Source organism: Chryseobacterium sp. 2VB, assembly GCF_005503635.1.
Taxonomy (GTDB): Bacteria; Bacteroidota; Bacteroidia; order Flavobacteriales; family Weeksellaceae; genus Chryseobacterium; species Chryseobacterium cupriresistens.
Genome location: NZ_SCNC01000002.1, coordinates 260,118 through 274,105, shown reverse-complemented (window position 1 = coordinate 274,105; position 13,988 = coordinate 260,118). Strand labels below are relative to the sequence as shown.

General features: G+C 38.1%; 12 protein-coding genes and 2 tRNA genes. 5 read left to right on the top strand and 9 right to left on the bottom strand.

What is annotated here, in order from left to right; all coding sequences use genetic code 11:
* Positions 1 to 32 precede the first annotated feature (32 nt).
* Positions 33 to 686 carry a MarR family winged helix-turn-helix transcriptional regulator gene (locus FFS26_RS03340; protein WP_137904277.1) on the bottom strand — a complete coding sequence of 218 codons (654 nt, stop codon included), beginning with the start codon at positions 684 to 686 and terminating at the stop codon, positions 33 to 35.
* 219 nt (positions 687 to 905) lie between these two features.
* Here FFS26_RS03340 and FFS26_RS03335 point away from each other — a divergent pair, with 219 nt between their 5' ends.
* Positions 906 to 1,217 carry a hypothetical protein gene (locus tag FFS26_RS03335; protein WP_137904276.1) on the top strand — a complete coding sequence of 104 codons (312 nt, stop codon included), beginning with the start codon at positions 906 to 908 and terminating at the stop codon, positions 1,215 to 1,217.
* Positions 1,218 to 1,421: 204 nt separating this feature from the next.
* Here the strand turns inward: FFS26_RS03335 and FFS26_RS03330 are convergent.
* A tRNA-Lys gene (locus FFS26_RS03330) sits at positions 1,422 to 1,494 on the bottom strand.
* 324 nt (positions 1,495 to 1,818) lie between these two features.
* Here FFS26_RS03330 and FFS26_RS22400 point away from each other — a divergent pair.
* Entirely contained in the window at positions 1,819 to 1,980 is a 162-nt protein-coding gene (locus FFS26_RS22400) for a hypothetical protein (RefSeq protein ID WP_171006229.1), read from the top strand.
* A gap of 181 nt (positions 1,981 to 2,161) precedes the next feature.
* Here the strand turns inward: FFS26_RS22400 and FFS26_RS03325 are convergent.
* Positions 2,162 to 2,234: transfer RNA gene (locus tag FFS26_RS03325), tRNA-Lys, on the bottom strand.
* Between the two features lie 284 nt (positions 2,235 to 2,518).
* Here FFS26_RS03325 and FFS26_RS03320 point away from each other — a divergent pair.
* Complete coding sequence (locus FFS26_RS03320; protein WP_110009702.1) at positions 2,519 to 2,974, top strand: MarR family winged helix-turn-helix transcriptional regulator; 456 nt, start codon at positions 2,519 to 2,521, stop codon at positions 2,972 to 2,974.
* Between the two features lie 14 nt (positions 2,975 to 2,988).
* Complete coding sequence (locus FFS26_RS03315) at positions 2,989 to 3,492, top strand: transposase (protein ID WP_137904275.1); 504 nt, start codon at positions 2,989 to 2,991, stop codon at positions 3,490 to 3,492.
* Between the two features lie 69 nt (positions 3,493 to 3,561).
* Here FFS26_RS03315 and FFS26_RS03310 read toward each other — a convergent pair whose 3' ends face one another.
* From FFS26_RS03310 to FFS26_RS03290, 5 genes are all read right to left on the bottom strand, one after another.
* The gene (locus tag FFS26_RS03310) at positions 3,562 to 4,200 is read right to left on the bottom strand and encodes a DJ-1/PfpI family protein (protein WP_137904274.1); all 639 of its coding nucleotides are present in this window, start codon (positions 4,198 to 4,200) and stop codon (positions 3,562 to 3,564) included.
* Positions 4,201 to 4,302: 102 nt separating this feature from the next.
* The gene (locus FFS26_RS03305; protein WP_171006228.1) at positions 4,303 to 5,301 is read right to left on the bottom strand and encodes a GlxA family transcriptional regulator; all 999 of its coding nucleotides are present in this window, start codon (positions 5,299 to 5,301) and stop codon (positions 4,303 to 4,305) included.
* A gap of 195 nt (positions 5,302 to 5,496) precedes the next feature.
* On the bottom strand, positions 5,497 to 7,089 hold the full coding sequence (locus tag FFS26_RS03300) for a beta-carotene 15,15'-monooxygenase (RefSeq protein WP_110009810.1): 1,593 nt from the start codon (positions 7,087 to 7,089) through the stop codon (positions 5,497 to 5,499).
* The gene (locus FFS26_RS03295) at positions 7,082 to 8,146 is read right to left on the bottom strand and encodes an HlyD family secretion protein (RefSeq protein WP_110009698.1); all 1,065 of its coding nucleotides are present in this window, start codon (positions 8,144 to 8,146) and stop codon (positions 7,082 to 7,084) included. Before FFS26_RS03295 ends, FFS26_RS03300 begins: the two co-directional genes overlap by 8 nt.
* Positions 8,147 to 8,150: 4 nt before the next feature.
* The gene (locus FFS26_RS03290) at positions 8,151 to 9,473 is read right to left on the bottom strand and encodes a TolC family protein (RefSeq protein WP_137904272.1); all 1,323 of its coding nucleotides are present in this window, start codon (positions 9,471 to 9,473) and stop codon (positions 8,151 to 8,153) included.
* 131 nt (positions 9,474 to 9,604) lie between these two features.
* Between FFS26_RS03290 and FFS26_RS03285 the strand changes: the two genes are divergently transcribed.
* Positions 9,605 to 10,417 (top strand): AraC family transcriptional regulator, encoded by an 813-nt coding sequence (locus FFS26_RS03285; protein ID WP_110009696.1) that lies wholly within the window; start codon positions 9,605 to 9,607, stop codon positions 10,415 to 10,417.
* 64 nt (positions 10,418 to 10,481) lie between these two features.
* Here FFS26_RS03285 and FFS26_RS03280 read toward each other — a convergent pair whose 3' ends face one another.
* Positions 10,482 to 13,967, bottom strand: a complete 3,486-nt coding sequence (locus tag FFS26_RS03280) for a DUF2723 domain-containing protein (RefSeq protein ID WP_110009695.1) — start codon at positions 13,965 to 13,967, stop codon at positions 10,482 to 10,484.
* Between the last annotated feature and the right edge of the window lie 21 nt (positions 13,968 to 13,988).

The following is a 13,988-nucleotide window of genomic DNA, read 5'->3' as shown; positions in this document are numbered from 1 at the left end:
AACAGTTGTTTAAAGACATTTTCACTACGCAATCAGTTTAACTTTTTATATACGGTGTTCAGCAGATCTCTTGTTTCCAGATTCATACGGTAAAAAGAATCATGAAATTCATCCAATTTGGAAAGTACTGCAATGAGGAGCATTTGTTCAGCATGGGTAAGATTTCCTACAACAGCCCTGGAAGCCCTGCGGATTTCCTCCATATGTTCATCCAGTATCGCCAGCCCTTTCTCAGTGATCTGTATATTTTTTATTCTTTTATCTTTTGAGGAAACCGCCTGTTCAATCCAGCCATTATGGAGCAGCCGGTTAATAATAAGTATACCTGCAGATTTCTCATGTACATTATGTTTTATCAATTGCATTTTTGGCATTGCTCCCATATTCTTCAAACTGATAAGATAAATGAAGTCATCCTGACTGGAAAAAACAGAACTGCCAACTGCCGATCTGGAATAAGACTTTGCATATCTGTTCATTCTGATCAGCAAAGTATTTATAATACTGTCTGAGCTTCTTCCTGAATCCTTCCCTATCCAGTCAGGATTTTCAAAGTCCTGCTGATGGGCAGCATTAATCCATTCTGTAAAACCATGAAGATCATTGCTATATAGAGCCTTACCTTCATTTTGTTCTATAAATTGCTGAACGAGTTCCACCACTGATTTTATAAGTTCAAAATTCATATCAAACAAATTAGTACACAAATATACTTATATAAGTTTACAAATAAACTATTTTTTGTTTTTATTTTAACTTTTTACATTTTGACCAGCATTTAACGGCAATAAAAAACGACATTAGTTCAGTAATACAACTTTAAATCTCCATTATGATTCTGCTCATATCACTGTCAGGGTTAAATACCGAAATTTGGCTTCACTCTATACATAAAACAAAATCCTATGAAAACATTAGTTTTATCAATAGCAGCAGCCAGTTTTATGATTCTGGCCTGTAAAAAGAAGGACACAACAAGTAGTACCCCCGTTACCGATTCAGTCAACACGCAAAGAAATTATTCTGATACAGCAGCATCTGCGGTCAGGGATACTCAAGACATTACAACGGGTAATGATAGTATTAATACAAAAAATCACGTTGGAGGAAGAAAAACGAGCAATAATAATACGGGTAACGGCACAGGCAATATCAATGCAGCAGTTTCAGACAGTGCGCACAATACGCAGGGAAGATCCGGCAATGTAAAAAAATAGGTATTGGACCACAATAGCATTACAATATACAACCGATATAAAAACAAAAGTTGCTATTTATATCGGTTGTATACTGTTCGTTCTGGATGCTTTTATTATTAAAATATCGTTGAATAGCTTCGGATTGCAACATACATTTGGCAGACAACAAATAACGAAAACTAAAAAGGACAAACCATTCATAAAATGATTTGTCCTCATAAGTGACCCGGCTGGGATTCGAACCCAGGACCCATACATTAAAAGTGTATTGCTCTACCAGCTGAGCTACCGAGTCGGCCCTTACTTTTTCAAGTAAATCCCTTTCTGTAAGGGATTGCAAAGATAGAAACTTTTTCTTTATTTACAATACTTCCCGGACATATTATGTCTGTGCTTCCGCTAACTTTTACAATATCAGACACAAAAATTTCACATATCTGAGCAGGTTCTTACTATAAATCTTAAAAATGAATCAAAAGGCTTCAAGAAAAAAATAAGAACTGCAGTAAATCCTTTGTTACTCGTGGTCCGATCAGTAAATCAATTTATTTTCTTAAAATTTGAAACATCCTTATTATCAATAATTTGTTTTTGTCAAATAAATTCACTATATTGATACATGAAAAAAAATGAACGTCAGGACAATATAACACATGCTGGCAAAGTTAACGAAAGAACAAAAGCATTGGAGGTCCTTGAAAAAGCAAAAAAAGTACAAGGAAAAATTACATTTCTCCGTCAGGGAGTAGGGAGAAATTTTAAACCCAAAAATGAAGAGTAAAGATATTGCTGATTTCAATGGCAATAGAATGAGAACAATCAAACTGGTCGTTAATTCAAATTTATAATAACCGGCCATTTGAAACATTATAGCAAACACTATAAATAAAAAACCTGCAAAAATAATTTGCAGGTTTTTTTTGTGTTTTTCTGATGCTTTATTTTTTGCATCTTTAATATTGTGACCCGGCTGGGATTCGAACCCAGGACCCATACATTAAAAGTGTATTGCTCTACCAGCTGAGCTACCGAGTCGGCCACTTACTTTTTCAAGTAAATCCCTTTGTTTAAGGGACTGCAAAGATAGGAAAACCCTCTTTAAATCCAAATTTTTCAAAGCTTTTTTATTATAAAATTTGCATCAAAAAAGTCAAACACCTGTTTATAAATTAATTACGCTGTTATCTTTTTTAAATTCAAATTCCCAGCAATAATAGTAGCTGACGGATAATATCATTTTTTTAGCAAAAAATTTATTTTGATAAATCAAAAAACAATAATATCTTAGCAACTAAGATAATTATAAAATAATTTAATTAATGACTAAAAGTAATATACAAAATTTCCGTGAAGCCAGCAGAGCCTATTCTGACGCCTCAATCTTTATGCACGAGGCTATTGCCAGAAAAGCAGGGCTTTCCAGCACAGATCATAAATATCTGGGGCTTATTCTGCAATACGAATCCATAACAGCGGGTGAAATATCTAAGCTGACAGGTCTTACAACCGGCGCTGTTACAGGTTTAATTGACCGTCTGGAAAAAAAAGAACTTCTTAAAAGACAGTTCATCAAAGAAGACCGCAGAAAAGTAATGATCATCCCGAATACAGAAAAGAGCATGAAATTACTCGGTCCTATTTTTGAAGAGCTGCAGCAAAAAACCATGAAACTCGTTTCCACTTTTTCTAAAAAGGAAATAGAAACTATTGAACGTTATTTCAGGGAAGCTACCCTTCTTATGAAAGAAACAACAGATCATTTAAATAACCCATAAATCAATACACGACCATGGAAAGTTTAACTGCTACTTATATAACCCGCGCAGAAATCTGGCTTTGCATTACAACATTACTTTATTTTCTTATGAACGGGGCACAGATTTTCGAAACCCTGCTCTTTGTACCCAAATGGGCTTCTTTCCCACCCGATACATTGAAGCTGCTTCAGGACGGAAATGGAGTAAGCCTGAAGTTTTTCTGGATCATCCTTCACTCTTTGCATGAAATAACCTTTATCCTTGCGATTGCTTTTTGCTGGAAAATTGATCCGGTAAGGAACTGGCTTTTGATTTTACTCATTATTCACGCAGCTGTAAGAGCCTGGACATTAGCTTTTTTTGCTCCAAACATTATACAGTTTCAGAACTTGGCATCCGCCACTTCCGTTTCACAGGAAATCATAACCAGAATTTCACTTTGGAAAACCCTTAACTATATTCGGGTTGCTGTTTATATTGCGATTTCAATTGGTTTCATTCCTCTTTGTATTAAAGTACTCAGTTTTCGTCAATAGACCTTCAATCTAAAATATAAATTTCGCCGATCTCTGATCGGCGAAATTTGCAAATCAACAGATTCTCTTTTACGCTAAGTTTCCAGATTTTGCATTCTGATATTCAAAAATCTCTATAATAGTGTTCACCGTTTTCTGTCCGATGTGTTTTCCAACCAGATAAAGAGCGGCATCTATCCCGGCTGTGATACCTGCCGTAGTTATCAGGCTGCCCTGGTCAATATACCGTACATTCCTGATTACATTGGTTTCCGGATTATGCTGTTCAAGGACATCCAACAACATATGATGCGTAGTAACATCATAATCAGCAAGCATTTCTGTCCCTGACAGAAGCATACTTCCGGTACATACCGTAAATACAACTGTTCCTGCATCATAATGATTTTCAACCCATTTCAGGACAGTTTCCCGAAAATCCCTGTCCTGAATATATTTCATAATGTATTCAGGATTTGCTCCCGGAACGACAATCATATCCGGCTGAGGACATGTATGGATATCGTAGGTAGGAATAAGAGCCATTGTGTTCGCCTCCATATATACCGGATCTTTTGTTTTCCCAACTGTAAAGCAATTGTAGCTTCCGGGCTGCAGGACATTCGCTTTAACAAAAACATCTAAAGGACCATTTAAATCAAGGGCTTCCACCTGATCATAGATTAAAAATGCTACATTCATTGTCTTGCTGTTTTGTACGTGATTCATAATTTTATTATTTAAGATTATTATTTTCAGATCATGGCACAAGTCTTCTCTGCTGACAATTGATGATTGCCAGTTTTATGTAAAATCAATAAGAAAAAGCTATTATTCTGTAGTCTTGAATGACTTCCTGTACTGTGCCGGAGAGAGGGAAATGTTTTTAAGAAATAAGCGGCTGAGAGAAACAGCATTACTAAATCCACATTTATCAGCTATCATATCGATGCTCATATCAGTATATTCCAGCATATTTTTAGCCTGATCCAGCCTCATTTTTTCGAGAAATCTGCCGGGAGTCATTCCTGACTCTTTTACAAATACCCTGGAAAAGTTACGGACACTCATGTTCAGGAACTCTGCCATATACTCCACCGTAATAGCTTCTCCAAGCTTATCTTTCAATAAATCACGGATTTGTTTTGTAAAAGGAGACATTATTTCATATTCCGGCAATGCATTTCCAAACTGAGACTGTGCTCCGGATCTTTTTAGATACAGGACGAGATGACGGGCAACTTCGGCCGCCAAAGGTTTTCCAAAGTCTTCTTCCAATAGAGCCAATGCAAGATCCATCCCTGAAGAAACACCTCCTGAAGTATAAATTGGCCTGTCACGGATAAAAAAAGGATTAATATTCACATCCAATTTTGGATAAGATTTCTGTAAAGTATCTGCGAACTTCCAATGAGTAGTTACCTGTTTGCCATCCAGCAGACCCGCTTTGGCAAGGATGAACGCCCCTACACAGACAGATCCCATTCGTCTCACGTCGGGAGCTATATTTTGAAGGTAATGATAAATATCCGGATTGACCTCATCCAGCACATTCAACGTGGTACCTGCCACCAGTAAAGTGTCTACAGGAAAATCAATATCATAAATAGTATGGCTGCATGATAAAGGCATTCCTGAACCTGAATATATTATTTTTTCTGAAGTTCCGGATACCAGATACACATGATAACCGGAATCCTGTTTATCATTTAAAAAACGGTTTGCTGATGTAAAAACATCCCATGGTCCGGCAATATCAAGCAGCTGTACCTCCGGCAATGCTAAAAGCACTATATTTTTCATTCCTGTTTTCCGCCTTTCTTTCTTCATATCTCGTTCTGTATGAGTACAAATGTAGAGAGAATGGATTTTGTCTGCAATGACAAAAAACATACAATTCCGGCCAGAAGTAATTGCTATTCTTTATCAAAATAAAAGAGACTGCCTTATCAGACAGTCTCAGCACTCTACTATAAAATTAGCTGACAAGCTATACTTTTTCGATGATTAACATTAAAGTTCTCTTTACGCAGGAGATAATCTGCGTGATTTTAAATAAAGAGCAGTGCGGTTAAGATATGGGAAAAGGAAAATCAATAACAGTGAGGCTGCAAGAAGCCATACCATCATTTCATAATAATCCATCGCAAAACGGACATGATCCTGAACATTCATCCTGCCAATCAACAGCTTATTGGCAGCTTTAACAGCCTTATCTTCCGGCATTCCGCGAGCGATAAGCTTAGTAGTCTGCTGATGGAGAAAGCTTTTAACTTCCGGATCGACAGCACTTAAATGATCCTGAAAGGCATTATAATGACGGCTTTTCTCAAACAGTTCAAAAAAATTGATCAGGGCAATACTGATACAAAATCCGAGATACCGTATTGCTAAGGCTGTTGCCGCAGCGGAAGGGCCAATGGCTGCAGGAACTGACGAAATAATAAAGATAATCGTCGGAACCATAATCAATCCCACACCCAATCCCTGAATAAATAATGGGATGTAGTAATTAAACTCATCAGCCTGAACATCAAAAGAATAATACATGACCGCATGAAAAATGAGCAGCATTAAAAAACCCGGACCCCAGATATACCGTATATTTTTTTTCTGCAAAACCATACAGCAGGCAATAATGACTCCCATAACCAATCCTGCAAGATTGAAAATATTAATATAGGATATATGGAATGGGTCCAGATGCAGCTCCGATGCAAAATAATTATTGACAATTCCTGAAGCAAACCTGCAGATATACATCACAAAAAGAATCAGCAGACCTACTTTAAAATTCCGGTATCTGAAAACACGCAGATCAATATAAGGCCTTTTAATGGCTTGCTGACGGAATATGGATATTCCTGCTAAAGCAATAATTCCGATGACACTTCCTAAAATCCGGCTATCTTCCAGCCAATAATATTCCTGCCCGAAAATGCTTATATATCCTATGAGCACCAGCATCATACTGAACAGTCCAAAACTCTGCCAGTCGAGTTTATAGAGATGAAATCTTGCATGGGTTCTGTAGTTGCTCATTGCCAGAGTGAGGAAAATAAGTCCCGGAAGATATGAGAATATGGCTGTTTTATAGACGATATTAAAATTATACGAATCTATGAGGTCGGCGGTTATAAGGTTATTAAATGGTAAAGCACAAATTAAGATCCCGAAAAACACTGAAAAGCTAATCTCCCTTGCTCTTTCACTACTCAGCCGGGTGAAAATAAGGGTTAGTGAAAGGTTTACATTCCCGGCAAACAACATTCCCTGCATAAAACGCACCGGAAACAGAATATAAATTTCACGGGTAGAATAGCATACCAGGCAGGCCAGAATTTGCAGTGTGGTAAAAAGAAGAAAATATTCTTTTGCGGCTAGAAAACTGAAAAACCTTCTTTCCAGACTATAAAACCCTACATATCCGGCATAAAACAAGGCTACTGAAAACTGAATATCCGCTGGTTCACATCCATAATATCCGGCTGCAGCATTCACATTAGACAATGGCAGAAAAAAGATAATGATCCCCGGAAGTGTCATTGAAAAAAGAATAATCTTCACCAACCATTCCGGAGCCCATTTTTTGAAATAAGGCATTTGTCTTTTAGCCATTGGAATGCTTTTTATTAGCGTATACATTCACGTTCATTCCCACCTTCAGAATATTAATTTCTCTTCTTTGCCCATCCAGTCTTATTCTCACAGGAATACGCTGTACAATCTTGACATAATTCCCGGTGGAGTTATCCGGTGGAAGCAATGAGAAGCTTGAGCCTGTTGCAGGAGAAAGTGAAATAATGGTTCCTTTAAATTCTCTGTCGGGATAAGAATCCGCCACAATTTTCACATGATCGCCGATATGCATATCCCTGATCTGGGTTTCTTTATAATTAGCCACTACCCATTTATCAGTTTCATTATTGACAATGAATGCCAGCGTTTCTCCGGCATCAATCATCTGGCCTACTTCTACGGTTCGTCGTCCCATTCTTCCATCATAAGCAGCAGTGACAGCTGTATAACTTACATCCAATTTGTGACGGTCCAGCAATGCTTCCAGTCTTGCAATTTCTGCCAAAACCACGGCTTTTTCTGCCCGTATATCATTAATCTTGGATACAGAAGCTGCATAATTATCCTGTGAAGATTTATAATCACTTTCGTTGACATCAAGTGTTGCTTTCACATCTTCAAGTCGCTGTCTGGTAGCAGATTCTTCATCATACAGTTTTTTATACCTGTTATAATCAAGCTGCTGTTTCCAGACTTTTGCTTTATTGGCATCCACCTTGGCCATCGCTGCGGCAGCTTCCTTTTCTGTAGTTCCTGTAGTACTTTCCAATACTCTCAGTTGGGCACGGGCTTTCTGAAGGGCTGCCTGAGTCTGCTTTTCCTGAAGGACATATTCACGGTTATCAATGATTAAAAGAGTATCGCCCTTTTTTACTTCCTGATTTTCCTCAAATTTTACGGCAACAATAAATCCTCCGGCTCTTGAAATAATAGGATTTACATATTCCTGAACCTGCGCATCATTGGTCTGCTCATAGGCATAATAATTTTTTAGGGTAAACCCGCCCCACACTGCAAGTGCAGCAACGATTACAACTGAAATCCATCCTGTGATCTTCGTGATCATTCTATCGGTGGGAGTGTATTTTTTTTTCATTGTTTTATAAAACGCCTGTAATATTTTGTAATAAATAATAATTGTTCTGTGCCATAATTTTAGCCGCTTCCAGTTCAAATTTTGTCTGAAGCAGCTGTATATCTGCATCCAGCAGTTCTGTAATAAGGGAAGTCTGGCTGAAGTAAGTATTTTTGATAATACGTGCATTTTCCTTTGCCTGAGCGACATTGGCTTCTGCCACTTTTATCTGTTCCAAAGCTTCCTGGTAACGCAGATAAGCTTCTTTTACCTGCTGTCTTACTTTATCTTCAGTATCCCTGTGCACTTCCTCTTCTTTTTCAAACTCCAGCTGGGCTGCCTTTACCTTATGGGTATTGTGGTAAAGGGAAGAGATGGAAAATGAAGCTTTAATTCCCACAATCCCCAATGAATACCAATACGGATTGTACGGATAAAGAAAAATCTGTGGATTGGCATAATAAAATTCGCCATACATCCCTATTTTAGGCCTTACATTCGCTTTTACCTGTTTCAGTTTGATGATACTCAGCGCTGTCTGCTGCTCAGAAACGTGGTAATCAAAAGAATGATCCAATGCCAGTTTCAGGTATTCGTTGTACGTTGTATTCTCATTCCACTGATTAAACGGTGCTTCAGGAATAACAACCTGTTCATCCGGAATTCCAAGAATGATATTCAGTTTCTGCATGGCGACGAGGATATCATTTTCTATGGTCACCAGTGCCATTTTCCGTTTTGAAAGTTCAAGTTCAATCCTTAAAACATCACTTTTTAAAACCACTCCGTTTTTATAAAGAGTCTGTATTTCTTTTAATTGTGTTTTCTGATCAGCAATATCCTGCTTGATAAGATCTCTGAAGATTAAGGTTTTCTGTAATTCCAGATAAAGTGATGCTGTTTTGTAGTGAATATCTGAAACGGACTGTTCTTTCCGGATATCCTTAATTTTCTGAAGCATTTGATTTTCCTTAATCTTAAGATTCAGTTTGTTTCCGTTATAAATATTCAGATAAAAATCTGCTCCGGCTCTGTAAAGCGTATGGATAACTTCATGCTGGGTTGGTTTGGAAAAGATTCCGTTTTCATAGATAGGAATGTTGGAAGCTTTTTCAGCAGAGCCTTTAACTTCTATTTCCGGGAGGCGCTCTCTTTTTGCATCTTTTACTTCGGCTTCGGCAATGTCTACATTAATGGTATTGATTCTGATATGGCGGCTGTTTTCCTCCGCTTTCTGCCATGCTTCCTTCAGGGAGAGTCGTATGGTATCCTTTGCTGGACTGCCGGTTTGCGCTGATACGATGGAGAAAACTCCAAACATCAGCAACCCGGCGACATAAATTTTCATTTGAATTTTTGAATTATTGCACTGCAAATTTATTGGCAATCCGGAAATTTTATTTATCTAAAATAGTCAACTTTTACATGATTCCGGCCAAATGATTATATTTGTATTCTTATTGGGATTTTAAATTTTTTATGGGATTAATTGCTGCGCTTCCGGACATTGATAAAGATGATAAAAGTGTATTTGTCATGCACGAAAAATCTGAAAAACTGATTCCTTTTCACAAGCATACAAAAGGACAGCTGAGTTATGTGGAAGGCGGCATCGCCTATATTACGATTGATAACAGGACCTATGTGGTACCGGCAAGACACTTTTTCTGGATTCCGCAGGGAATGGAACATATTTTAGAGATCGGACATACAGCCACAGTCCTGCGTTCCCTTTATTTTTATGCCCACGATGATTTTTCAGATCCTTTCTATAACAGATTAGGAATATACCCTGCATCCGAACTGCTGATTCAGATGATCAAATATTCTGAAATATGGGATGAAAAGCATGTAACTGCAAAAGATGAAAACTTTGAATTTCTGGTAGCATTAAAAAAGATCCTTCCTAAAACCCATCAACAGCCCTTGCCTATTATTCTTCCCGCCACCCATAATAAACAAATGATGCGGATTGTATCTTATCTGGAATGGAATATCGGGGAAAAACTGACTCTGGCTAATGTAAGCAGTAAATTTGGTTTGAGTGAACGCTCTTTGTCCCGCCTGTTCAAAGCGGATATGGACATTTCTTTTCTGCAGTACCTGAAAACATTAAGAATCATTAAAGCCATTGAACTGCTTTTAAATACCGATAAACCTATCAATGAAATAGCGGATGATGTTGGATACAGCTCAATAAGTGCCTTTAGCGACACCTTCCATGAGTTTACCCAATCCAGACCTTCTGATTTAAGGAAGAGCAATAAAGCCATTCAGAATTTTACAGATTAAATTGGACACCATGAATTAAATAAAAGCCTTTAAACATTATGCTTAAAGGCTTTATCACTGATTATTACTGTGTCACTTTTATCATCGCATTGGTAATCTCAATTTCTTTTTTTCTGGAATAGGTGGAATCAAAAGGTTCCATAACATTGAATAAATACTGATAAAAGGGAGCGATCTGGCGTATATTTTCAGCTTCTTTCCCTGCTCTTTCTTTGTCCATCTGCTGAAGCCCTTTTATAAAGACATTGAATTTTTTATCAATAGGCTCCATTGCTTTTAAAAGATATGCATGTGCTTTTTCATTTTGCCCAAGCTTTTTGTAGCCTTCAGTAACAGCGGAAACCACCAATGCGTATTCCATCGGTTTGGACCTCATCTGTCTTTTTGCCATTGCTTTAAATGAAGGAGTAAGACTTTGATAATAATCGTATTCTTCAAATATTCCTTTTTTAAGATTTTCTGCCAGCTGAAGTCCCTTTTGCTCCTGCCCTGCAACAATATATCCGGTAACCATGACGCTCAGTGAACGTGGATCGTTGTATTTTTCAGCAGGAATTTCTTTTGCTGCAAGTTCCAGTAACTCGAGTGCTTTCGCTTTCTGCCCGCTTGCCACAAGTGCAGATACAGCTCTGCTCACCGACATTCTGTAGCCCAAAATATTTGACGTAGCTGTTTCATCATAATAAATACTCAGATCTTTAAAATTTCCCCATCTGAAATTTTTCACCACCTGATAAAGAGATTGGGCATCTACCCTTCCTTTGTCTCCATCAGGCCCCTGAGGCGTATGAATGGGAACCAGTCTGTAGCTGAAACCGTCAAACTGCAGATATTCATCCAGATAAAAAATATTTTCGCTTTCATACATTCCGCCTGAAGAGAAACTGATCGGGCGCTTCCAGTCGAAATTGGCCAGCATATCCAGCATCATCAGATTGCTTTTATAAAGGGTATTTGCTTCATAATTGATCATAATGTGATCCACAGTACCCGGAAGATCGGACTGCTTAATAATTCCTGCTTTTACGGCATTTTCTTTGTTGACAGGAAGAATAAATTTACTGACAGGAATAATATTGTATTTTTCATATTGTTGTTCGCCGAAGTACATTTTCAGCAATTCATCTTTTTCGGACGATTGTAATTTCAGGAATTTTATAGCATCCTTCAGGGTCATTGAATCCTGAGTCAGGTATTTTCTGAACTCCTGGAAAGCCGTGTCCGGCGCTCCCTGCTCTTTCAGCATCTGGAAAAGTCCTTCCCAATCTTCTTTTTTCATCAGATACACCTGATCATTGACACCGTCTCTATATTCTTCATGGGTCAGCTCACCCGGAATTCCCATGGCATTGTAGGTTCTTCTTTTCACCTGATCAATATTCCAGGGAGTGGCCAAAAGGGTAAAGTTGACTGTTTTCACATCATCCCTGAATCTTTCTGTTTCCTGAATAGCCCACACCGGAAAAGTATCATTATCACCATAAATAAAAATGATATCATCTTTAGGCAATGACCGTAAAAATGAATAGGCATAATCGCGGGCTGCCGTTTTTTTGCTTCTGTCATGGGAAGTATAATTCTGAAATCCCATCATAAAAGGGATTCCCAGCAATACAGCTCCCAGTATAATGTTGGCTGCATTGGATTTAATCTTAGACTGGATCAGCCAAAGGATGGCTCCGGCTCCCAGGCCGATCCACACGGCAAAGGCATAGAATGAACCTACCATGGCATAGTCTCTTTCCCGCACTTCAAACGGTTTTACTCCGGTATAGAAAACAATTCCCACACTGGTCAGAATAAACAGTGAAAGGATGGCATAAAATCTTCCAAAATCTCTGTTCAGCTGGAAAAAGAAACCAATCAAACCCAGAATCAATGGTAAAAAGAAAAACTTTACGGTACTTTCATTTTTAAATTGAGCAGGCATATGATCCTGATCACCCAACAGAGCATTATCAATAAAAGAAAATCCTGAAATCCAGTTCCCGTTGGTATTTTCCATATGTCCCTGAAGATCGTTCTGTCTTCCAACAAAATTCCACATCAGGTATCTCACAAAGTAATATCCGTTCTGGAAAGAAATAAAATAATCCATATTCTGAGCAAATGAAGGGCGCTGTACCTTAATCAAATCATAAGGTTTTACTTTCAGATAATCTTCTGCAGTGATAGAATCTCCTTCATATTTTGCTCTCAGTTCTTCAAAAATACGTTTAGCCTCAGGATTGTCTGCCACATCTTCATTATCGTAATTGAAGGTAAAATCAGGAGCTCCATACAAAGAGATATAATTAGCCATCACTTCTTTATCTTCATTGAACATCCTTGGCATAAAACTTATGTGAGATTTATTAAAAACATAGTTGAATCTTTCTCCGGTTTTTCTGTAAGTTCCGGTTTTTTCATCTTTTTCATAAATATCTCCGGTGATGTCTCTTTTATAACTTCCGTCTTCCTCTTTTTCCAGCCCGTTTTTGTCGAGAAAAGCGGTATAATTCTGCCCGTAAATCGTAGGCCAGTCACCATATTGAACCCTGTTATAATAATCTCTCATTCCGATAGCCGTATCCGGATCATTAAGATTCATCGGCGGATTGGCATTGGCTCTTATCGGAATCACCAGCCAGCAGGAGAAACCAATGATCATGTAAACAAGGGATAAAACCACAGTCTGGTATACCTTCTTTTTTGTTTTTCTGGCATACTTAATTAAGAAATAACTTATTGTGGCCATAAGAACAAACGCCGCAATTGTCCCTGAATGGAAAGGAAGCCCTAAACCGTTCACAAAGAAAATTTCAAGCTGTCCAAAGAGGGTCATAATCAAGGGGAAAATAATCTTGAACACGAAGGCAAGAATTCCCAAAGTAACAAGATTGGCGATGATAAAACTTTTCCACGAAAAGGTATAATTCCGGGCGTAATACACCAGACATATTGCCGGAAGAGCCAGCATACACATCATATGTACTCCTACGGAAAGACCTGTGATAAAGAAAATAAGGATGATCCATCTCTCACTGTCAATCGCTTTATATTCGTTTTCCCATTTTGTAATGAGCCATACCAGCAACGCAATAAACAGCGAAGCCATTGCATACACCTCACCTTCTACAGCCGAAAACCAAAAGGTATCTGAAAAGGTAAAGCATAAGGTCCCGATAGCTCCGGCAAAAAGGATAGAAATTTCCTGGTGTTTTGTAATCTCTTCAAAGTCTTTATGCAAAAGCCGTCTTAAAAAATGGGTGATCGTCCAGAACAGCAGCAGAATGGTAAATGCACTGAATAACGCTGACATGGCATTGATCACCACAGAATAATTTTCAGTATTTCCCAATGCAAAGATGCTCGCTGCCGCTCCCACAATCTGGAATAAAGCGGCTCCCGGGGCATGAGTTACCTCCAGCTTTACAGCTGAAGAAATATATTCCCCGCAGTCCCAGAAACTCAAAGAATGTTCTATCGTTGAAAGATAAGTAATAAGCGCAACAGCGAAAAGGAACCATCCCAGTACGGTGTTCCATTTTTTAAAAGACCAGTTTTTCATATCATATTTTCCAATATGTAT